The organism is Microtetraspora malaysiensis (genome assembly GCF_001528665.1).
In the GTDB taxonomy this organism is placed as follows: Bacteria; Actinomycetota; Actinomycetes; order Streptosporangiales; family Streptosporangiaceae; genus Microtetraspora_A; species Microtetraspora_A malaysiensis.
In genome coordinates, this window is the sequence record NZ_BBYJ01000047.1 from 1 (window position 1) to 19,240 (window position 19,240).

Consider the following 19,240-nt stretch of genomic DNA (forward strand, 5'->3'; position numbering starts at 1 on the left):
GATAACTTGGGGCTTATAGCTCAGATAGGAACAAAGTGGAACTTAGGGACATCGAGATCTTTCTGACCCTGGCCGAGGAGCTGCACTTCGGCCGGACGGCCGCCCGGCTCTACGTGTCCCAGGCGCGGGTCAGCCAGGCGATCAGCCAGCAGGAACGCCGTATCGGAACCCCGTTGTTCGACCGCTCCAACCGCCGCCAGGTCCGCCTGACCCCGGTCGGACAGCAGTTGCGTGACGACCTGCTCCCGGTCTACGCGGGCCTGCGCGAAAGCCTCGAACGTGCCCGGATGGCATCCCGCGGCATCAACGCGCGGCTACGGGTGGGCATGCTGCCCTTCAACACCCACGACCTGCATCCCTACTGGCGGGCCTTCCGCGACCGGCACCCGCACTGGGAACTGCAGCTGCGCCGCGCTCCCTTCATCGACCCGTTCGCCAGGCTCCGCTCCGGCGACCTGGACGTACTGATCGCCTGGCTCCCCGTGGAAGAACCCGATCTGACCGTGGGCCCGGTCCTGTTCACCGACCCACGGGTACTCGCCGTCTCCGCCGAGCACGAACTGGCCGACCGGCCCTCAGTACCCTTGGAAGCGCTCGGCGACCTCCCGCACGCCACCGCCCCCCACATGCCGGACTACTGGGAGGACAGCTACCTGCCCTTCCACACCCCGTGCGGTCAGACAATCGAACGGATCGAACCCATCGCCAACGCCGACGAGCTGATCCACCTGGTCAGCACCGGCGAGATCGCCCACAACTTCCCCGCCCACGTCACCCGATACTGGGCAATGCCGCACCTGCGGTGGCTCCCCATGCCGGACATGCCACACCTGACCTACGCCCTGGTCTGGCACACCGAGGCCGAAACCGACCTGATCCGAGCCCTCGCCCAGACGATCCACGACCTCGGCCCCACCAACGGCTGACCGACACCAGGCGACCCCGCTCGCGGTCACAGCACGTGACCCGTGGATCGCGCCCGCGTTTGACGGACGGTCACGTCACGACCACCGCGTGCGGATGGGGTTCTGCGGGTGGTCTCCGGCCAGAAGTCGGCTCAGCAGGTCTGCCAGGCCTGGGGGAGGATGAGGTCGTGGGTCGTGCGCAGGGCGGGGATCGTCCACCAGCGCAGGTCGAGGAGATCTTTGCCTTCGTGGTCTTGCTGGGCGGAGAGGTCGATGTGATCGGAGCCCTCCGACGCGACCTTCGCCGCGCTCACCGGCCAGCCTCCAAGCCCGGCTCACCTTGACGGCGCAGCCCAGCTGTTCGGCAGCCTCGAATGGACCACTGAGCACGGAAAACAGCTCCCCGAAACGCTGAAGACGATGCTGACCGCACACATCCGAGCGACTGGCACCGACCCGATGAAAACTCGCCTCAGCTGGGACTACTACGGCGCCGAACGGACCGACTTACTCCCCCGCCGACCTGGGTGATCGTCAAAGCATGTACTTCATGACAGCTTCGTTACCGACACCCCAGTTCCTCGCGCAGCGCCGCCTCCAGCGCGCGGGCCAGACTCCCGCGATCACCGGGGTCCAGGGCTCTCGTACGGACGGCTGGCAGCGCCAGCAGGTGCGGTCCCGCCCGGTCGGCACGGACCGGCAGCCCGTACCGCACGATCGCCCGCATCTCCTCGGCGAGCTCCAGCAGCGGGCTCTCCTCCTGATCACGGAGGGAGATCTCGGAAGGGGTCGTGTCCCCTGCCTCCCACACCGCGCCAGAAAAAGCCCAGTCCCATGCCCAGAAAGTACCCAGGATAGTTCTTGCCGAGGGGGCATAATCGTTCGACTCCGCCCCCACAGCCGGATCCAATCAAGACCCGCCCCCGACCTGCGGCGACGGCCCACCGATCCAATCGGATCCGATCCATACTTCCGCCCCTCCTTTTCGCCCCCTAAAATCGCTGCGGGCGCCCGTCAGAGGCAGTCCAGCCGACCGGACAGTGGGGACACGATGGACCGCCTCTACCTGCGGCACTCCACCGACAAACAGACCGACGCCCGCCAGCGGCACGCACTGTCCGCCCTGCTCGCCTCCGGCGCACCCGTCTACGACGACCCCGCAACCTCCAGCCGCCAGCTCCCCCTTGACCGCGCCGGGTTCACCAAGCTGCTGCACGAGGCCGCCGTCGGCGACACCATCCGCATCGCCGACGCCGCCCGCCTCTTCCGCTCCGTCGCCGACATCCTCGCCCTGCGGCCCGTCCTCATCCGCCGCGGCCTGCACCTGCGGGTCGAGTCCGGGCTGCTGTCGGGGATCGACCTGGCCGCCGACGACCCCGGCACCAAGATGATGGTCTCCGTCCTGGCCGCCGTACTCGAATTCCAACGTGACATGATCAGCGAGAACACCCGCCAGGGCGTCGCCGCCGCCGAAGCCTCCGGCAAGACTCTCGGCCGCCCCGCCGCCCTCGCCCCGGGCAAGGCCGCTGACGTCGTCACCGCCTACCGGGAAGGCGCCGCCATCAAGGCCCTCGCCCGCCAGCACCAGGTCGCCGCCAAGACCATCCGCCGTATCCTCGACGCCGCTGGCGCCCGCGAGCTCCCCGAACAGCCGGGCGCCCTCCCCGTACCCGTCGAGCAGCCCGACCCCCAGGCGCAGACACCGGTGACGCTCGACCTCCCCGGCCTGCTCGCCGACCACCTCGCTGCCGCCGGCGACGACACCGTCCGCCAGGCCCTGGCCACCGGACGAACCATCCGCCGCGGCCAAGGCCACACCATCCGCCTCACCGCCCCGCTCACCCTGCACCGCGCCGCACTCCAGCAGAGCACCGCCCTGGCCGCCGACACCGCCGCACCAGCCGAGCGCAAGGCCCACCGGGTTTACGCCACCCGCATCAAAACCGCCGAGCAGCCACCCGGCAACTGACCAGCACGCACCACGCCAGACCCCACCAAGATCATTCTCGGCGCCAACGGCTGTCCGCAAGTTCCTCAACCCCGCTGTCCGCGCTGGTCTCCTTCACCACCTGGGCCCAGCGCCAGGACCTGCTGGCGACCAACCCCGCCCGCCGGCTGGAGCGCCGCACCCCCGCCCGCCGCGGCGACCGCGCCATCCCGCAGGCCCGCCTGGAGAAGCTGTTCACCGACGACCGCCACCCGCTCCGGGAACGAGTCCTCTGGCGGCTGCTGTATGAAACTGCGGCCCGGGCCGAGGAAATCCTCTCCCTCGACGTCGAAGACCTCGACCCTGAGTTCCGGCGCGCCCGCGTCACTTCCAAAGGCGGCGCCCTCGAATACGTGCACTGGGCCACCGCCACCGCCCGCCTGCTACCCCGTCTGCTGAAGGGACGCCAGGCCGGGCCGGTCTTCCTGGCCGACCGGCGCGCTCCCGCCTCCGGACGGCGTGCGCCCGCGGCCGCCGACATCTGCCCCGTCACCGGACGAGGCCGCCTGTCCTACCCGCGCGCCGAGTACCTGTTCAAGACCGCCTCCGCCGAGCTCGACCCGCACGGCGACGGATGGACCCTGCACCAGCTGCGCCACAGCGCCCTGCAGCATCTGGCCCAGGCCGGGCGGACCGCGCCCGAACTCCAGGCCAAGTCCCGCCACCAGCACCTGTCCAGCCTCGGACGGTATGTGCGCCTGGGCGAGGAGACCTCCGCCCGCATCACCGCCGAGCACGATCCGGCCGCCCGTCGGCGCACCCGCTAGCGATCTCCGGCATCTACCCGCGACGGGTTGCCGCTGACCAGGGCTAACGACCATCCGATGTACTTCCTGGCAGCTTCGTTAACGACAGGCCAACATGGGAGGTGACGAGCGACTTCATCACCGCCTGCGGCGGGGTGCCGGAGCAGGAGCCCTGGCCCACGCTGTGGAAGCTGGCCGATGCCGCCGCAAGCCAGACTCGCGACGCCTCAAGACGCCAGCGCGCGGAGAGCCCGGCATCGAGCAAGAGCCGGACCGAAGCCCGCCAAGCCGCTGTCCTTGAGCCGAAGTCTCCGAAAGGCCCTGCTCCCCCGAACCCGGCTGGCCACCAACCCGCAGCAGTACCGCTACCAGCTGTGCCTCCTACAGGCGTGGGCCGGCGTGAGCCTTCAAGAAATCAGCCAGTTGGATGCGCTGAATCAGTCGAAGAACTATGGGATTCCATACACGACCTTGCACGACGCGCTCAACCCCAAGCTGTCCCGCATGCCAGCGCTGCGCGTCGTCCGCACGATCGTGACGGCCTGCGTGGCCGACCTAGAGCAGTGGGTCGGAGTGTGGCGCGTGATCAACGTGCAGCAGTTCAAGCGGTCCAACCTTCCGCCTACTGGGCTGTAAGCCTGATCAGGGCGTCGAGGTGGTGTCCTGCTCGGCGGCGTGTTCACGGGCTCTCTCGCTGGGTAAGGACGTCAGCTGCCGGTGGGCGGGTCCTCGGCCTCGGTGGGGGTGCGAGGCCGGAGGTCGGAGTCCGTGAGGCTCTGGGGGCGGCGACGCTGTCGGCTGGCGGCCCAGCCGACCAGGGCGGTGGCCAGGTTCAGTGCGCTGACGATCAGGGGGATCAACTCGGACGGCTGCATGTTCGGACTCCTGTCGCTGGAGGGGGCGAGATCGCCCCGGTTGGGGAGTCCCATGGCAGCCCGGGCATGCGGGGTCCGGCAGCGGATGCGGACCAGCCCGGACGAATCCCTACATCGGTGGGCGCAGGTGAGGCAGTCTGATCAGCAGCGGCCGGCGGTTCGGCCGGTGGCGGGCGTAGGGGTGTTCGGTGTTGTCCGCCGCCCCGGCCGGACCCTTCGCTACGGCCTGAACCCGAATGGAAATGGACTGTCATGCCCGCGCACCCCCCGCCTCCCTCATCGCAATCCCCGCGGCCGCAGCCGTCTGCGGGAGAGCCTGCGCCCAGGGGCGTGGACCCGGCCAGCGTGCACACCCTGCCGGAGCTTGCCGCGGCGTTGGATGCGCTGCGCGCCGGCCGGTCATACGCCGACTTGGGCAAGGCGGTGCGGCCGGACCGGTTGCCGTCCAGCACGGTCAGCGATCTGCTCAAGACCAGCCGGTGCACGGTGGAGACGCTGGAGCTGTTCCTGCGCGCCTGTGGAGTGCGGCGCGAGGAGTGGTCCGCGTGGCGGGCGGCGCGGGAACGCGCGCTCACCGATGTGCCGCCGGGGCTGTCCGGGTTGGTGCGGGTCGCGGCGGCTGATCCGCGCCGGCTCGGGGTGCACGCGCCGATCGACGCACCCGGCGCCATCGGCGACCTGCCCATCTACGTGCCGCGGGACACCGACTCCGATCCGAGCGGGGTGCGCGCGCTGGTCGGCCGAGCTGCCGAGCGGGGCGGGCTGGTGGTGCTGGTCGGTGGCTCCTCGGTAGGTAAGACTCGGTGCGCGTACGAGGCGATCCGTCAGCTGGTGCCGCAGTGGTGGCTGCTGCACCCGGGCGAGGCGGAGCAGGTCCGCCAGGCGGCTGCGGTGGCGCCGGCCCGGCTGGTGGTGTGGCTGGATGAGCTGCAGCGCTACCTGGGTGGCCCGGCCGGGCTGGCCGCCGCCACCGTCCGCACTCTGCTGAACTCCGGCTGCATCCTGATTGCCACGATCTGGCCCAAGCGGCACGACGCTTACGTCGCCCTCCCCAGGGAGACTGGGGAAAGTGATCCGTATGCGGTGGAGCGGGAGTTGCTGGACCTGGCCGACGTCATACGGCTCGGCTCCTCCTTCAGCCCTGCTGAGCGGGAACGCGCCCAGACCGTTGCGCAGGCCGGAGATCGGCGGATCGCGCTGGCGCTGGAATCGGCCGACTACGGGCTGACCCAGGTGATCGCTGCCGCCCCGCAATTGGTCGACCGGTGGCGCGGCGCCGACCCGTACGCCGCAGCGGTGCTGAATGCGGCGATCGACGCCACCCGCCTCGGTGTGGAATCCCCGCTCACTGCTGATCTGCTGCGGGATGCCGCGCCCGGCTACTGCGATGCCCGCCAGCGCGCGGACGCGTCGGGCAACTGGTTCGAGACCGCGCTGGCCTATGCCACCAAGAAGCTCAACGGCGCGGCCGCCGCCCTGGCCCCTATCGCCGCCCCGGGCACCATGGGCCGCCTGGCCGGCTACCTGGTCGCCGACTACCTGCAACAACACGCCGGACAGCAGCGCCGCAACCTCAAGGTGACCGCCACAACCTGGCAGGCCCTGTGCGACAACCTCACCGACCCTGGCGACCAGACCCGTGTCGGCCGAGCTGCGCGGGATCGGCTGCTGTATCGCTACGCTGAACCTCTCTACCGGCACGCCATCGACGCCGGGGGCGAGGACGCCGCCGGGCTGCTGGCCGAGCTGCTGGAAGAGCAGGGCCGGGTGGAGGAGGCCGTCGAGGTCCTGCGCGCCCACATCGACGCCGAGGGCGACGATGCCGACGGGTGGCTGGCCTGGAGGTTGGCCGGGCTGCTGGGGAGGCAGGGCCGGGTGGAGGAGGCCGTCGAGGTCCTGCGCGCCCACATCGATGCCAGGGGCGAGGACGTCGCCTGGCGGCTGTCCGGGCAGCTGGCCGAACTGCTGGAGAGGCAGGGCCGGGCAGAGGAAGCCATCGAGGTCCTGCGCACCCACATCGACGCCGAGGGCGACGATGCCGACGGGTGGCTGGCCTGGAGGTTGGCCGGGCTGCTGGAGAGGCAGGGCCGGGTGGAGGAGGCCGTCGAGGTCCTGCGCATCCGCATCGACGCCGGTGACGAGGATGACGCCTGGCGGCTGGTCGAACTGCTGGGGAGGCAGGGCCGGGTGGAGGAGGCCGTCGAGGTCTTGCGCGCCCGCATCGACGCCGGTGACGAGGGCTCCGCCTGGCGGCTGTCCGGGCAGCTGGCCGGGCTGCTGGAGAGGCAGGGCCGGGTGGAGGAGGCCGTCGAGGTCCTGCGCACCCGCATCGACGCCGGTGACGAGGATGACGCCTGGCGGCTGTCCGGGCGGCTGGCCGAACTGCTGGAGAGGCAGGGCCGGGTGGAGGAGGCCGTCGAGGTCCTGCGCACCCGCATCGATGCCAGGGGCGAGGACGTCGCCTGGCGGCTGTCCGGGCGGCTGGCCGAACTGCTGGAGAGGCAGGGCCGGGTGGAGGAGGCCGTCGAGGTCCTGCGCACCCACCTCGACGCCGGTGGCGACGATGCCGACGGGTGGCTGGCCTGGAGGTTGGCCGGGCTGCTGGAGAGGCAGGGCCGGGTGGAGGAGGCCGTCGAGGTCTTGCGCACCCACCTCGATGGCGAGGACGCCGCCGGGCTGCTGGCCGAACTGCTGGAGAGGCAGGGCCGGGTGGAGGAGGCCGTCGAGGTCCTGCACACCCACCTCGACGCCGGTGACGAGGACGTCGCCGGGCTGCTGACCCGACTGCTGGAGAGGCAGGGCCGGGTGGAGGAGGCGGAGCGGTTGCGCCGGTTCGGGCGGTCGGCGGACGGCTGACCGGCGCTCCCGGGCGGGTGTCATGAACTCCCAGTTCAACGACGTACCGAGCCACACCTGGCTCGGTCCCCCGATCGACGCCCGTTCTCTGTTCACTCCCGAACACGCCGCGCTGATGGCCACGTTGCGCGGCCTGGTGCCCGCCGATTGGGGCAGGGAAGCGGTGCCGGGTTGGACCGTGCGTGATCTCGCCGCCCACGTCCTGGGCGACTTCTACGGGCGCCTTGCCCGCGACCGCGACGGCCACCGGGAAGGCCCCGCATTCGCACCGGGCGAGACGCTGGAAGCGTTCATCCACCGCATCAACCAGGAATGGGTGGACGCCTTCGCCCGGGTGAGCCCGGCCGCGCTCACCGACACACTCGACCTCATCGGCGGGCAGATCGCCGGGTTCTTCGAGGCCACCAACCCCCACTCCCCCGGGTCGACTTCACCCGAGTGGCCGACTGGTCCCATCCCCAGCCCGTCTCACACGCCGTCGCCCAATCGGCCGAAGCGGACACCGAGCAGACCAAGACAGGGAGCCCGAAGCCGATGCCGTAGACCGTCTTCGAGCCTGTAGTGGCTCGCGACCGCTGTTATGTGCAGGTCGGCCCCGATCACTCGCGGAAGGCGCACTCTCCCAAGTGATGATCGCAAGAGTAAATCAAATATGCGTTCCCATCTTTTGAGCTAGATCGTCAGCTCCAGGAAGTCCCGTACGGCGGAGATCTGACGGTGTGCGTCGAGTTCGGCGCGGAGGTCCGCGAGCGTGCTGGTACCCCGGGCGGAGGTCACGCCCCCCATGTGGTCGACAACCTGATAGGCGACCTCCAGCGCGGCATCCACGTCGGCGAGTGCGAGATGAGCACTTGCCCGGCGCGCGAGATAGATCGCCGTGCCGCGTGCTTCCTTCTCGCTGTCGTACGGGTCCTCATGGGCGAGCGCCGCGTCAAAGTGATCCAGAGCGCGGCGCGGCTCTCCGAGGGCAAGGGCGCTGCTGGCTGCGACCTGATGCAGCTCTCCCGCCGTCAGCCAGTACATCGCCGGTGAGTCCTCTGCGGCCGGTACGGCCCGCTCGTAGGCAGTGAAAGCATCGTCGACGGCCCGGAAGGAGGCGGTGGCCTCTCCCGCCGTGGAATAGGCCCGAGCCCGCCGGGCGTGAAGCATGGCCACGACCCGCCATGATCTGACCTTCGGTGAGGCCCGTAGGCCGCCGTCGATGAGATCGAGAGCCCCCCGAGGGTCTCCGTTGGCGTAACGCAGGTTGGCCCAGAAAGCGAGCGTGCTCGCGCCGGTGGTCTCGTCACCCGCGCTCCCTGATGCACGAAGCGCTGCGACGAAGTGCCGCTCAGCGGCGGCAGTGTGGCCGGCGTCGTAGGCGCACCATCCGGCCAGCCGGGACGCTTCCGCCGCCGACGCATACAACCGGCGGCCCGTGGCCTCGCTGTATGAAGCTTCCTTCAGGATGCGAGTGATCAGGCGAAGCTCAGCGGTCGCGGCATCATATGCCTGACCCGAGCCGACCTGATCGTCAAGGTGCCGGAGTGCATCCAGACGCACATCAAAAAGGTCCGCGACATGTTCGCCGACGTGCCGCCCGGTCCCAGGAGCGGTCGTTGCCTGTGGCGCTGCGGCCCACTGGGACAGGGCAGCGGCGAGGGTGCCAGAGGCGGTGATCAGGAACCCGCGTCGATCCACTGGCCCTCCCACGTCCTCCAGCGCACTGACCGTACCCGCTGGAGTCCACGGAGATTCCAAAATCGTGCAATCGTCACGAAAGGTGAGAAGGAGCCAATGGGGCCAGCCCCGGTGGTAAATCTCCTCGGGATCGATGCCCAACAGGTCCGCTATCGCGAGCTGCGCACTCATCTCGGGCACCATCGCGTGCGCCGTCCAGCGCGACACCTTCTCCTTCCGCGTGGCCATCGAGCCGTACCCCAGCGGACGATGACGCTCAGCGACCCGCCGGAGGAAGCCTGTGGCGGTCCAGTGGTTCCGCGCGAGCACCGTGGCGAGCGGATGGCGGTCCACAACGAGGGCGTCCATGACTACTCCTCCGCCAAGAGCGTGTCTTCCAGTGTCCTTTTCTCTGGGGCCCCCTGATAGATCAGCCTGCCAGAAGGCAACGCAAGGCAACCATGAGACAACCCAAAGCAACGCCTTTGATCTTCACCGGGCGAGGTGCCTGAGCTGTCCTTGGTGAGAGCCGGCCCGCTGCCCCCGTGGCGGGCCGGTTCCCTCCCCAAGACCACGACCAGCGCGGACGCCCCGTTCGCCTTGAAGATCCGGAGGTCGCTTTGCCCCCGTCACCCGCCAGCGTGCGCTACCCCGATCCCGGCGCGATCTTCGCGTCTACCGCCGACGCCTACGTCCGATACCGGCCCGAACACCCCACGGCGCTGATCGAGTACGTCACCGACTTGGCCCGCCCCGGCGCCCACTACACCAACGCCCCCATCCTGGACCTGGGCTGCGGCCCGGGCGTCATCGCCCTGCGCCTGGCCGAGCGCGCGCTCCCCGTCCTGGCCATCGACCCCAGCGAGGAGATGCTCGACGCGGGCCGCCGCCTGGCCACCGAGCGCGGCATCGATGACGTCGAATGGACGCTCGGTGACTCCGCCGACGTGGCCGGGCTGCCCGCCGTCCGAGGCGCCGTCATCGCCGACGCCTTCCACTACATGGACCGCGAGCAGACGCTCAACGACCTGGACACGATCATCCTGCCGGGCGGGTTCGTCGCCCTGGTGGTCAGCCATGTCATCGGCACCCCGAAAGCATGGTGGGAGCCGATCCTTGACCGGCTCCGTGACCGCTTTCTGGGGGAGCACCGGGCGGCCGGTGTGGGCGTGCCCTTCCACTACCTGACCGAGGACCACGAGACGGTGCTCCGCCGCTCCCCGTTCGCGCGCGTGCGGGTCCTGCGAGTCGATCAGCCTCTCGCCCTCACCCTGGATGAGGTGATCGGCATGCAGGCCACCTACGCGTTTTCTTCTCCGGCCGTGCTGGGAGAGCAGCGCGACGCCTACGAGCAGGCGTTGCGCAAGGCGTTGACCGTGCTGGAGCCGTCCGGCCGGTTCACGGCGACCGTGCAGGCCGCCGTGATCGTCGGCCAGCGCCCATGACGAGCTGGCTACCCCCGGCCGAGCCGGTGGACCGTCCACCCGGATTCGGTCCACCAACCGCCATGCAGCGCGTTACGGGCGTCGATCACCACTGGCCGGGCCACCACTTCACCGACCCTCTGCGGGTGAAGCGCCCGGAACTCCGGCCAGGCAGTCATGACCAGCAGCACGTCAGCGGCCTCGGCCGCGTCCAGAGGATCGACGGCGTAGCCGAGTTCGGGGTGAGCCGCCCGGGCGGTCTCGACCGCCATCGGATCGTGAACGGTGACAAGCGAGCCCTGCGCGTGCAGGCGAATCGCCACGTCCAGGGCCGGCGAGTCGCGGATGTCGTCGGTGCCGACCTTGAAGGCCGCACCCCAGACGCCGATGCGCTTGCCCGACAGGTCGCCGCCGCATGCCTTCGTCGTCATGCTCACCACGCGGTCACGACGTCCGGCGTTCACCCGGTCGACGACGGCCAGCAGGTCTACCGCTTCGTCCACGCCCAGATCACGGGCACGGGCGGCGAACGCGCGGCCGTCCTTGGGCAGGCAGCCGCCGCCGTACCCGAGTCCGGCGTCCAGGAAGGCCCGACCGATCCGCGGGTCCGACCCGATCGCGTCGGCCAACAGGGCCACGTCGCCGCCAGCGATCTCGCACATGTCCGCCATCGTGTTGATGAACGAGATCTTCATTGCGAGGAAGGCGTTCGCCGCGCCCTTGACGAGTTCGCACGTCGCCGGGTCCGTAACGACCAGGGGGACACCCGCATCGGTGATCGGCTTGTACGCCTCCCGGATCAGCCGCTCGGCCTCCGCCGAGGTGACCCCGATGACGATGCGGTCCGGGCGGAGCGTGTCCTGTACGGCGTGCCCCTCCCGAAGGAACTCGGGATTCCAGGCGACCTCCACCGCGTCCCCGGCCGGGGCCAGCTCGCGAACCAGTTCCGCCACCGCCGCAGTGGTGCCCACCGACACCGTGCTCTTGCCGACAATCACACACGGCTGGTGCAGGTGCGGGGCCAACGCGGAGACGGCCGCGTAGATCTGAGACAGGTCATAGTCCCCTCTCTCAGTCCCCGGCGTGGCCACGCCGAGGAAATGCATGTCGCCGAACGCTCCCGCTTCGGCGAAGTCCGTCGTGAACCGCAGGCGTCCACTGGCCACGTGCCGCGAGAGCATCTCGTCCAGCTCGGGCTCATGAAACCACGCCCGACCCTCCGCCAATACGGCGATCTTCTCCGGGTCGACATCGACCCCCACCACGTCGTGGCCGATCTCCGCCATCGACGCCGCATGGGTGGCGCCCAGGTGGCCACACCCGATCATCGTCATCCGCATGCTCTGAGCGTCCTTCCTTTGGAGGCACAGTGAAGCTCACCGTCATCGGCTGCGGCCGTCTCGGCATCCCCTACGCCGCCGGCATGGCAATTGCCGGCAACGACGTCCTCGGCCTGGACGTCGTCCCCGCCGTAGTGCGCACCCTGACCGAGGGGCGCTCCCCGTTCGCCGAGCCAGGCTTGGCCGAGGCTATCGCCAACCACGGCAAGGCGGGCACCCCCCGATTCACCGGCTCATACGACGACGCCGCCGCGCACGCCGACCTGCACGTGCTCTGCGTTGGCACGCCACAGCGGAACGACGGCCTGGCCGCCAACCTGAGCGACCTGGAGACCGCCGTTCACGAGCTGGCGCTGCGCCTACGGCGTGACGCGCTGCTCGTGGTGAAGTCCTCCGTCCCGGTCGGCACGACACAGAAGATGGCCGACATCGCCCGCTCGGCAGCCCCCAGCCACGTCCGCGTGACGGTCGCCTGTTCGCCCGACTTCCTTCGCGAGGGAACATCGCTCCAGGACGTTGCTCGGCCTTCCCGAATCGTCGTCGGGCTTGCGCCCGGAGGCGAGCACGCCGAGGCCATCCTGCGCGAGGCGTGGGCGGCCCAGATAGAGGCAGGCACCCCCATGTTCGTCACGGACCTGGCCACGGCGGAGATGTGCAAGACCGCCGCGAACGCCTCCCTCGCCACGAAGATCTCTTTCGTCAATGCGCTCGCCGCGCTGTGCGAGGCTGGCGGCGGCGACGTGACGGAACTGTCGCGCGCCCTGGCCCTCGATCCGCGGATCGGCCGGGACTTCCTCCAAGCCGGAATCGGATGGGGCGGGTCCTGCCTCCCCAAAGACCTGCGCAGCATCATTGCCCAGGCCGAGGACGCCGGCGTCCTCGAGGACATGCGGCTACTCGCACAAGTCGACGAGGTCAACCGCCGACGCCAGCGGCGCGCGGTCGACCTGGCGCGCAAGACGTGCGGCGGCGACCTGTCCGGCAAGCGCGTCGGCGTCTGGGGGCTGGCGTTCAAGCCCGGAGTTGATGACCTGCGAGACTCCCCAGCTCTCGCGGTCGCCCTCGCCGTTCAACAGGAGGGGGACACGTCGTCGCCTACGACCCGGCGGCGACCGGACCGGCCCGCGCAGCGCATCCTGAGCTCGACTACGCCGACGACGCGGCCGGAGCGGTCGACGGTTCGGACGTCCTGCTGCACCTGACTCCATGGCCGGAGTTCACCCACGCCGAGCCCGACAAACTCGCCAGGATCGCGGCCGTTCGCATCGTGATCGACGGATCTGCCGCGCTCAACGCCATGCGCTGGCTCCGCGCTGGCTGGCATTACCTGGCGCTCGACCGAGGCTGATCGAGGGCTGCCCCGATTCGCCCAGATTTGGCCTCCCTGCCGATAACAGCTCAGCAAGCCGTACCTTTCAGACGCCACAGCGGCGGGCATCCTCGGCCACAGTAGGGGCAAGCGAGCACGGTGGGAGGGCGAGATGCAGCAGTACGGTGAGCACCCGACGAGCCCACGCGGCCGCCATCCCTACGGTGGAGCCGCTGGCCAGCCCGGGCCGCACAACCTCGCCCCGCCCCTCGGCCCGAACCAGCCCGTTGACGAGGTGGCCACCGACGAGTTCGCGCGCATCGCCAGCACCCCACGCCCACCCATCACCGCCGCCCGCTGGCGCCTGCCGCACGAGGTGCGCGACCGACTGACCAAACCCGCACTCGTCCTCGGCTTCCTCGCCTGCACGACCGCGGGCATCGGCCTCGCCAACGCCCGCCCTGCGCCGCCCGCGCACCAGGGCGCGGCCGCAGCCAGCCCCGCCCCCAGACTTGCCGAGGCCCGACCCCGCATCCTGCCGCCGACCGCCAAGCACTCCCCTGCCGCCGTCGCTCCGTCGCCGGCGAGGACCCCCAAGCCGAAACCCCGGGCAGCCGAGCCGCCAGCGGCCCGCCCGCTCGCCAAGCCCGTAATACTGGCCGAGCCACAGACGAGACGGACGACGCTAGAGTCCGCCCCTCACCGGGAGGCACACACCCCGCGGCCGCGCCCGACCGAGCACAGTCGCCGCAAGCCGCCCACATCTCGGGGCCTTCCGCCCGGTCCGGCATGGCTCCACGACCCCGACCCCTGCAGCGGGTTCCAGCCCTTCCAACAGCCCACCTGCCACGCATTCCTTGGCCAGTGACGGGCCCACGCTCGGACTAATCCGCCGAATACCGCCGTGTGGCCCGCGTCGACCGCTGCACCCGGCTACGGTCGGCCCTCGTGATCCCGGACGAGTGCCCGCACGAGGTCGCAGTGCCACTGGTCGACGATGGGCCGACCGGGGGCCGGTCCGTCGTCTGCCTATGCGGTGCCCGATGGAAGCGCCGGGCCGACATGCCTCATGCGGTCGCGCTGCGCCTCGATGCCCGTCTCAGCGCCGAAGCATGGACACCGAGCGGGGCAACCGGCCCGGAGTACCCTAAAGGCGCACATGACCACGAGGCAGGGAGGCAACCGTGTCAGCTCAGCCCATCGAGCCCCACGGCGCCGGGGCCGGCCACGATCCCGACGAGATCCTCTCCCGTCTACCCGAGCGCTACCGCGCCCGTTTCCTCGCCGACTACCGGGAAGCGATGATCGCGGCGGCTCACGAGACGTGGCGATGGAAGCACCTCGCCGAGGTGCTCAACCTCTGGCACCTGCGCTCGCTGACCTACTCCCAGCCCGGCTACGACCAGGCCCGCGCCGATGTCGCGGCCGGTCTGCCCGGCACCCCCGCCGAGGATGTCATTCCCGGATGGGCCGAGCTGGTCGCCGAGCGCACGAGCCGCAGCGCGTGAACTACGCGGTCAACTTCCACGCGTCGGCTTCCTCACAGATTCCGGGGCTTCCCGCTGAGGCATTTCGCGCCCTGGTCGACGAACTACTCATCGTCGGCGCCGACCCCCACCACCGCGGCTTCCCCGATCCCGACGATCCCAGATACCGCGAGCAGGTGTTCGGCGCGGTCGGCCTGGTCTCCTACCTGATCGACGATGCCGCCAAGGTCGTGCATGTGTACGCGATCACCTGGGCAGGCTGACCGCCGCACTCCGCAGGGCTACGCCTGGCCACCCTCGCCCGCGGGTAGCCCATCATCTGCGGACTCTTTGACGAACGTGCCCCGCCCCTGCACCGACTCAATGAGCCCCGCATCCCGGAGAAGGCGCAGCGTCTGGCCGCCGACTACATCGAAGCTCTCGCCCGGCCGGTCCCTGTTTGGTCGCCGGTCCCTGGCCTCTGGCACGTCCAGCCGTACACCGCCCACCGGGCCGCGCTTCCCGACCCCAACTGACGCCCTGGCCTCGGGGCGAATCACCGCCTCGTCTTAGGGGCCGGGGTCACCACCCGGCTGCGCGGAGTGTTTGCACGTGGCCGTGAGGCGCCGTACCCAGTACGGCGTTCCTTCTACATCTCGCGGAAGTCAAAAGTTCTTCGGCGACACGCCGCGTAACTGAATGCATAGATCTTGCAAATACGCCATGATCTCCTCCATGGCTGGGAAACCAGGGAGACGCAAGCGGTCACAGGGGACCGGCGGCACAGTGCCGCTGCAAACCAAGGTTCCCGCTCACGTCAAGGAGCGGTACGAGCGGCTCGCGGCTCTGCGCCAGATCTCGCTCAGCATGCTGTTTGAAGAACTGATCGATGAGCTCGACCCGCACATCACGGGACCGCAGAAGGAGACCGCTCTAGAGATGACCGCATAAATACGTAGGGCCCCGGTTACCAACCGGGGCGCTGCCTACGACTTCAGAGAAGTCCGCCTCACCTGGGCACCACACCCGGCGGACATCTCGCCCAAATCTTCACTTGCTGCCCTTACCAAGCAGCGAACAAAGGGCCGGTTACCAGCCGGCGGGCTTCGTCGTGCCTGGCGAGGTCATCACCAGAGACGGAGACCACGATAGCCGATGGTCGTCCGGCTAGCCCAGCATGTCCGAATTTGGGCGTGTCGCTGCGACGGGGCAGCGTGCGGGAAGCCGAGAAGAACGATGCCCCGTCTCGCCCGCGTACGCCCTACTACGAGGGCGCCGAGCATCTGCCGGCCATGCCGCGCCGGACATGGTTTCGCCTGGCGGCGCTGCTGCGATGGCGCGGCGGCCTCGCCGACGAATGCGCCTGGCGGATGGTTCGGCACCTGACCCACTGGGCGGACGAGCGCGGCCGCCTGGCTGACATGCAGGCCGTCATGGAGTCCTACGCCACCCGCCACCGGGTCAGCGTCCGTATCGCCTGGGCCGACTTCGGCCGACTGCGGCCCCTGGGCTTGGTACGGCAGACCGCCGCTCCCGCTCCAGGCCGGCGTGCCCGCTACGTCCTCAGCGTGCCCGCCGAGTTGCCCGCTGAGCTGCCGCGCACGCTGGCCAGGGCCGTACGAGACGAGATCGACCCCGCCGCCAGCCGAGCTAAGGGCACCATCACCCGAGCGCAGGCCGACGCTCTGCTCGCTGAGTGTGAGGTGATCCGGCAAGGCTCGACCACCGGGCCCGCACGCTACACCGCAGGTGGTTGTGGACGACTTCACACGTCTCCTTATACGCGAGAGGGCTCTCCCCCCTCCCCTCAGCGACCAGACCGGCCGAGCCTGCCACGGCCGCACCGCACCCCGTATCGGGGGATCAGCGACGAAGAAACAGCCGCCGGACTTTACTTAGTACAGATCTGCGGGCCACTGTGGGCAGCTCAGCGAGGCCGAGGCCGCGGGCTCACCGACGCCGAAGCCGCCGAAATCGGGCGATTGGTCGCTCTGCTGCTGCGCCGCTTGCCCAAATCCGAGGTCGTCGAGCTGCTCACCGAGCAGACCGGATCGGCCGCCGACCTGGCCCGGGTCGTACGCTTCCGCATCGGCCGCACCCTCGCCACGCTCCGCCGCCGGGCCGAGGTCCCCGCCGACGAGGACGGCCAGGGCTACGCCGCAGGGATGGCGGCCCGGGCCGCCGCGGTGGTCGCGCAGCACGAAGCCACTACGACCAGCCGACACGCGGTTCGACGCGCGCTGGAGGAAGCCCGAGCGAGGACCGCTGCCCGAGATGGACGGGACAGAACCGACAGTCGGAGCAGCACCACGGCCCCGCCACGGTCGGTCGCCGAGCCCGAGGAAGTGTTCGCCGCGACGCTCAGCGAGCCGACCCCGAGCCGTACGGGCGCCGGTTGGGACGAGCGTGCGTGGCTAGCCAACGCTGCGGCGTTCGCCCGAGCCGCTCAGCATGGGCAGCACCAGGACCACGACGACGAGGGACGCCCGCGCGGGCGGTGAACAGCCCGAAAGGCCAAGAGCCCGCCTCGCCGACGGGGCAGGCTCCAGGACGGGGGAGGGGCCCGCCGGGAACGATCTTGCCTGGTGGTGATGCCGGGGGTGCGGCTGCAGGATCAGATCCGTCGTTATCTAGGGTTGTCGGACCCTTCCAGCAGGTCAGAGGATGATGATCTCTTCTTTCACGTAGGCCAAGTTGACCGAACTCAGATCTGCATGGGTCAGAATGTGCGGATGACGATCTCCGCTGACGACTCCGTCCGGATTGTGACGGCCGTTCTTCGCGACGGCGATCGGGTGTTGCTGTGTCATCGAAGCGCCGGACGCCGTTGGTATCCCGACGTGTGGGACCTGCCGGGCGGTCACGTTGAGGAGGGGGAGGATCCGAAAGAGAGCCTTGTCCGCGAGCTTCGGGAGGAGTTGGGAATCACGGCATCGGAGCCGTCCAGCCCGCCGATGCATGAGATCCGGACCGCGACGTTCGACATGCAGATCTGGTTGATCGACAGGTGGACCGGAACACCCGTCAACGCCGCGCCGGACGAGCACGACGCTGTGGCGTGGTTCGAGACGTCCGACCTTGACAGCCTGCGTCTCGCCCACGAGTCGTATCTCTCGATGCTCACCGCCGTGCTCGTCACGTGACGTCGCTCCGGAAGCCAGGGGTGCGCGCTCATCGGCAGATCCGGACACCACCGGGGCCCGGTGAACGTCACTGTGTAGTCGATGATTTCTTGTGTGGGGGCGAACGGTGATCTCGGAGGCAGCGTCGGCGTGGCTTGAGACCTCGCCGGCCAACTGGCGGGATCGAGTGGATGCGTGGGCGCACTGCCCGGTCTGCCGCCGGGTGGTCTGGGCCGGAGTGCGTCATCGCCGGGACGCGGTCTACTGCTTGGGCAGGTGCCGGACGAAGGCGTGGCGCGCCCGGGCCGCCGTGGGCACCGCATCAGAACCTACTTTGGGGCGGGGGACAGCTTCGGGAGCGGAGGGCCCGTAGGGGGCTACTCCTGCGGCCCGAAAATCTCCTCGACGAACAGCGCTGTGGGCAGGTCGGACAACGCCTGGATCCGCACCTAACCGAGTGCCGGCAGGTGCTCGGCTGGACGGCGTCCCCAGGCCGAGATCAGCGGCGCGAGTGTCAGGTCGAGTTTGCCCGCGTGGATGGCGGCCAAGTGCGCGTCGATCTCGGCGTCGTCGGCCAGGCCGGCCGCGAGCAGCTCGCCGCGCACGTGCCGGATGGTCGCCGCCTCCAGCCGGTCGCAGGCCAGCCCGCCGACCGGGAAAGAGCCCGCCGCGGCGACATCTACCAAGCCGGCCTCACGCAATGCCCGCGGCAGTGTCCGGCCGTAGCGCAGGTCCGCGCCGCGGCGCGTTAGCAGCTCCCGGACCGCGTCGCGCAGCCGGTTGGCCCGCCGCTGCGCCGGGCCGCTGTCGTCCAGGCATGCCAGTGGCTGCAGAGCGGTATCGGCGTCCTCGACCAGCAGCCAGCCGCCGGGCCGCAGCGCCGCCGTCATCGTGGCCAACGCTCGGGCCCGGTCGGGTACATGGACCAGCACGAGCCGGGCGTGCACCAGATCGAACGTCCCCTGCTCCGGGGGCGGATCAGCGGCGACGTCGTGCCGGCGCACCTCGTACCCGCCGCCTGCCTTCAGCCACGACGGGTCGATGTCCGTGGCCAGCACGTGCCCGGTCGGACCGACGGCCGCCGCGAGCGCCTCCGGGATACTGCGGCCGCCGGCCCCCACCTCCCAGCAGCGCGAGCCAACCCTGACCCCCAGTCGATCGAAGTGCCTCCGCGTCACACCGTCGAACAGCTCGGCCAGCCAAACGAATCGCTCGCCCGCCTCGGCGCGCGCGTTGTCCAGCAGGTACCCACGGGCGGGAGCGGGCTCTCGACCGAGCGCGGTAGTCCCGCCTATCGGATCCGGTCGGCCACCGACGTGCGGCGGGCGGGGCGAGGAGGTCATCACTACATGGTCACCTCCCCAGACCACCAGCGCCACGACGACGGGAGAGGGATTCTCACATAGCCAGCGACGCGCGGGGCCCGGCTGGGAGATGCCGCCAGCACCTCAGCGAGGGCGAGAAGCCCCGGAGGCGTGCGCCGGCCGTCGAGGAGCGCGGGCCCGGCCCCAGTCTCAAGGGGTAACACAGCCCGCAGTGCGGTCGCCTGGT

20 protein-coding genes and 1 pseudogene are annotated in these 19,240 nt (G+C 70.0%); 14 read left to right on the plus strand and 7 right to left on the minus strand.

All coding sequences use genetic code 11. The features are described 5' to 3' along the window. Positions 1–35 precede the first annotated feature (35 nt). A complete protein-coding gene (locus AWQ71_RS38645; protein ID WP_067143968.1) occupies positions 36–926 on the plus strand; it encodes a LysR family transcriptional regulator in 891 nt (296 codons plus the stop codon). A gap of 131 nt (positions 927–1,057) precedes the next feature. On the opposite strand, the gene AWQ71_RS42395 is transcribed toward AWQ71_RS38645, so the two are convergent. Next, on the minus strand, positions 1,058–1,219 hold the full coding sequence (locus AWQ71_RS42395) for an NUDIX hydrolase (protein ID WP_157570846.1): 162 nt from the start codon (positions 1,217–1,219) through the stop codon (positions 1,058–1,060). Between the two features lie 248 nt (positions 1,220–1,467). Further along, a complete protein-coding gene (locus AWQ71_RS38650) occupies positions 1,468–1,716 on the minus strand; it encodes a hypothetical protein (RefSeq protein WP_067143970.1) in 249 nt (82 codons plus the stop codon). A gap of 240 nt (positions 1,717–1,956) precedes the next feature. On the opposite strand from AWQ71_RS38650, the gene AWQ71_RS42400 reads away from it, so the two are divergent. Next, positions 1,957–2,874 (plus strand): recombinase family protein, encoded by a 918-nt coding sequence (locus AWQ71_RS42400; RefSeq protein ID WP_157570847.1) that lies wholly within the window; start codon positions 1,957–1,959, stop codon positions 2,872–2,874. 65 nt (positions 2,875–2,939) lie between these two features. Here the strand turns inward: AWQ71_RS42400 and AWQ71_RS44195 are convergent, their stop codons facing one another. Continuing rightward, positions 2,940–3,251, minus strand: a complete 312-nt coding sequence (locus AWQ71_RS44195) for a hypothetical protein (protein WP_067143972.1) — start codon at positions 3,249–3,251, stop codon at positions 2,940–2,942. Between AWQ71_RS44195 and AWQ71_RS41130 the strand changes: the two genes are divergently transcribed. Both AWQ71_RS41130 and AWQ71_RS38670 read left to right on the plus strand, forming a co-directional pair. Further along, positions 3,135–3,659, plus strand: coding sequence for a tyrosine-type recombinase/integrase (locus tag AWQ71_RS41130; RefSeq protein ID WP_245658959.1), 525 nt, complete (start codon positions 3,135–3,137; stop codon positions 3,657–3,659). The two genes, AWQ71_RS44195 and AWQ71_RS41130, sit on opposite strands and share 117 nt — an antisense overlap. 378 nt (positions 3,660–4,037) lie before the next feature. Continuing rightward, on the plus strand, positions 4,038–4,274 hold the full coding sequence (locus tag AWQ71_RS38670) for a hypothetical protein (RefSeq protein ID WP_157570848.1): 237 nt from the start codon (positions 4,038–4,040) through the stop codon (positions 4,272–4,274). 71 nt (positions 4,275–4,345) lie between these two features. Here the strand turns inward: AWQ71_RS38670 and AWQ71_RS42405 are convergent, their stop codons facing one another. Beyond that, positions 4,346–4,513: a hypothetical protein gene (locus tag AWQ71_RS42405; RefSeq protein WP_157570849.1), complete on the minus strand. Its 168-nt coding sequence runs from the start codon at positions 4,511–4,513 to the stop codon at positions 4,346–4,348. 345 nt (positions 4,514–4,858) lie between these two features. On the opposite strand from AWQ71_RS42405, the gene AWQ71_RS38675 reads away from it, so the two are divergent. Beyond that, the gene (locus AWQ71_RS38675) at positions 4,859–7,369 is read left to right on the plus strand and encodes a tetratricopeptide repeat protein (RefSeq protein WP_157570850.1); all 2,511 of its coding nucleotides are present in this window, start codon (positions 4,859–4,861) and stop codon (positions 7,367–7,369) included. A 22-nt stretch (positions 7,370–7,391) separates the two neighbouring features. Next, the gene (locus AWQ71_RS38680) at positions 7,392–7,931 is read left to right on the plus strand and encodes a maleylpyruvate isomerase N-terminal domain-containing protein (protein WP_245658957.1); all 540 of its coding nucleotides are present in this window, start codon (positions 7,392–7,394) and stop codon (positions 7,929–7,931) included. A 110-nt stretch (positions 7,932–8,041) separates the two neighbouring features. Here AWQ71_RS38680 and AWQ71_RS38685 read toward each other — a convergent pair whose 3' ends face one another. Next, positions 8,042–9,397 carry an NsdA family TPR-like regulatory protein gene (locus AWQ71_RS38685; protein ID WP_067143980.1) on the minus strand — a complete coding sequence of 452 codons (1,356 nt, stop codon included), beginning with the start codon at positions 9,395–9,397 and terminating at the stop codon, positions 8,042–8,044. Positions 9,398–9,648: 251 nt separating this feature from the next. Between AWQ71_RS38685 and AWQ71_RS38690 the strand changes: the two genes are divergently transcribed. Then, complete coding sequence (locus AWQ71_RS38690) at positions 9,649–10,473, plus strand: class I SAM-dependent methyltransferase (RefSeq protein WP_169806731.1); 825 nt, start codon at positions 9,649–9,651, stop codon at positions 10,471–10,473. Between the two features lie 8 nt (positions 10,474–10,481). Here AWQ71_RS38690 and AWQ71_RS38695 read toward each other — a convergent pair whose 3' ends face one another. Then, on the minus strand, positions 10,482–11,792 hold the full coding sequence (locus AWQ71_RS38695; RefSeq protein ID WP_067143983.1) for a UDP-glucose dehydrogenase family protein: 1,311 nt from the start codon (positions 11,790–11,792) through the stop codon (positions 10,482–10,484). A gap of 83 nt (positions 11,793–11,875) precedes the next feature. Here AWQ71_RS38695 and AWQ71_RS38700 point away from each other — a divergent pair, with 83 nt between their 5' ends. The 7 genes and pseudogenes from AWQ71_RS38700 (at position 11,876) to AWQ71_RS38725 (ending at position 17,710) form a co-directional block, all read left to right on the plus strand. Further along, complete coding sequence (locus tag AWQ71_RS38700; protein ID WP_369407242.1) at positions 11,876–12,994, plus strand: UDP-glucose dehydrogenase family protein; 1,119 nt, start codon at positions 11,876–11,878, stop codon at positions 12,992–12,994. Continuing rightward, a pseudogene (locus AWQ71_RS44815) lies at positions 12,931–13,140 on the plus strand (UDP-glucose 6-dehydrogenase); the annotation flags it as partial. The gene AWQ71_RS38700 and the pseudogene AWQ71_RS44815, both read left to right, overlap by 64 nt. A 1,145-nt stretch (positions 13,141–14,285) precedes the next feature. Continuing rightward, on the plus strand, positions 14,286–14,609 hold the full coding sequence (locus tag AWQ71_RS38705; protein WP_067143985.1) for a DUF6247 family protein: 324 nt from the start codon (positions 14,286–14,288) through the stop codon (positions 14,607–14,609). Further along, positions 14,606–14,851, plus strand: a complete 246-nt coding sequence (locus AWQ71_RS38710) for a hypothetical protein (RefSeq protein ID WP_067143987.1) — start codon at positions 14,606–14,608, stop codon at positions 14,849–14,851. The genes AWQ71_RS38705 and AWQ71_RS38710 overlap by 4 nt, the downstream gene beginning before the upstream one ends. 451 nt (positions 14,852–15,302) lie before the next feature. Then, complete coding sequence (locus tag AWQ71_RS42410) at positions 15,303–15,518, plus strand: hypothetical protein (RefSeq protein WP_157570851.1); 216 nt, start codon at positions 15,303–15,305, stop codon at positions 15,516–15,518. A gap of 242 nt (positions 15,519–15,760) precedes the next feature. Beyond that, positions 15,761–17,068, plus strand: a complete 1,308-nt coding sequence (locus AWQ71_RS42415; RefSeq protein WP_157570852.1) for a hypothetical protein — start codon at positions 15,761–15,763, stop codon at positions 17,066–17,068. Between the two features lie 90 nt (positions 17,069–17,158). Further along, complete coding sequence (locus AWQ71_RS38725) at positions 17,159–17,710, plus strand: NUDIX domain-containing protein (protein ID WP_245658960.1); 552 nt, start codon at positions 17,159–17,161, stop codon at positions 17,708–17,710. Positions 17,711–18,138: 428 nt separating this feature from the next. Here AWQ71_RS38725 and AWQ71_RS38730 read toward each other — a convergent pair whose 3' ends face one another. Continuing rightward, positions 18,139–19,032, minus strand: coding sequence for a methyltransferase domain-containing protein (locus AWQ71_RS38730; RefSeq protein WP_084259774.1), 894 nt, complete (start codon positions 19,030–19,032; stop codon positions 18,139–18,141). Positions 19,033–19,240 lie beyond the last annotated feature (208 nt).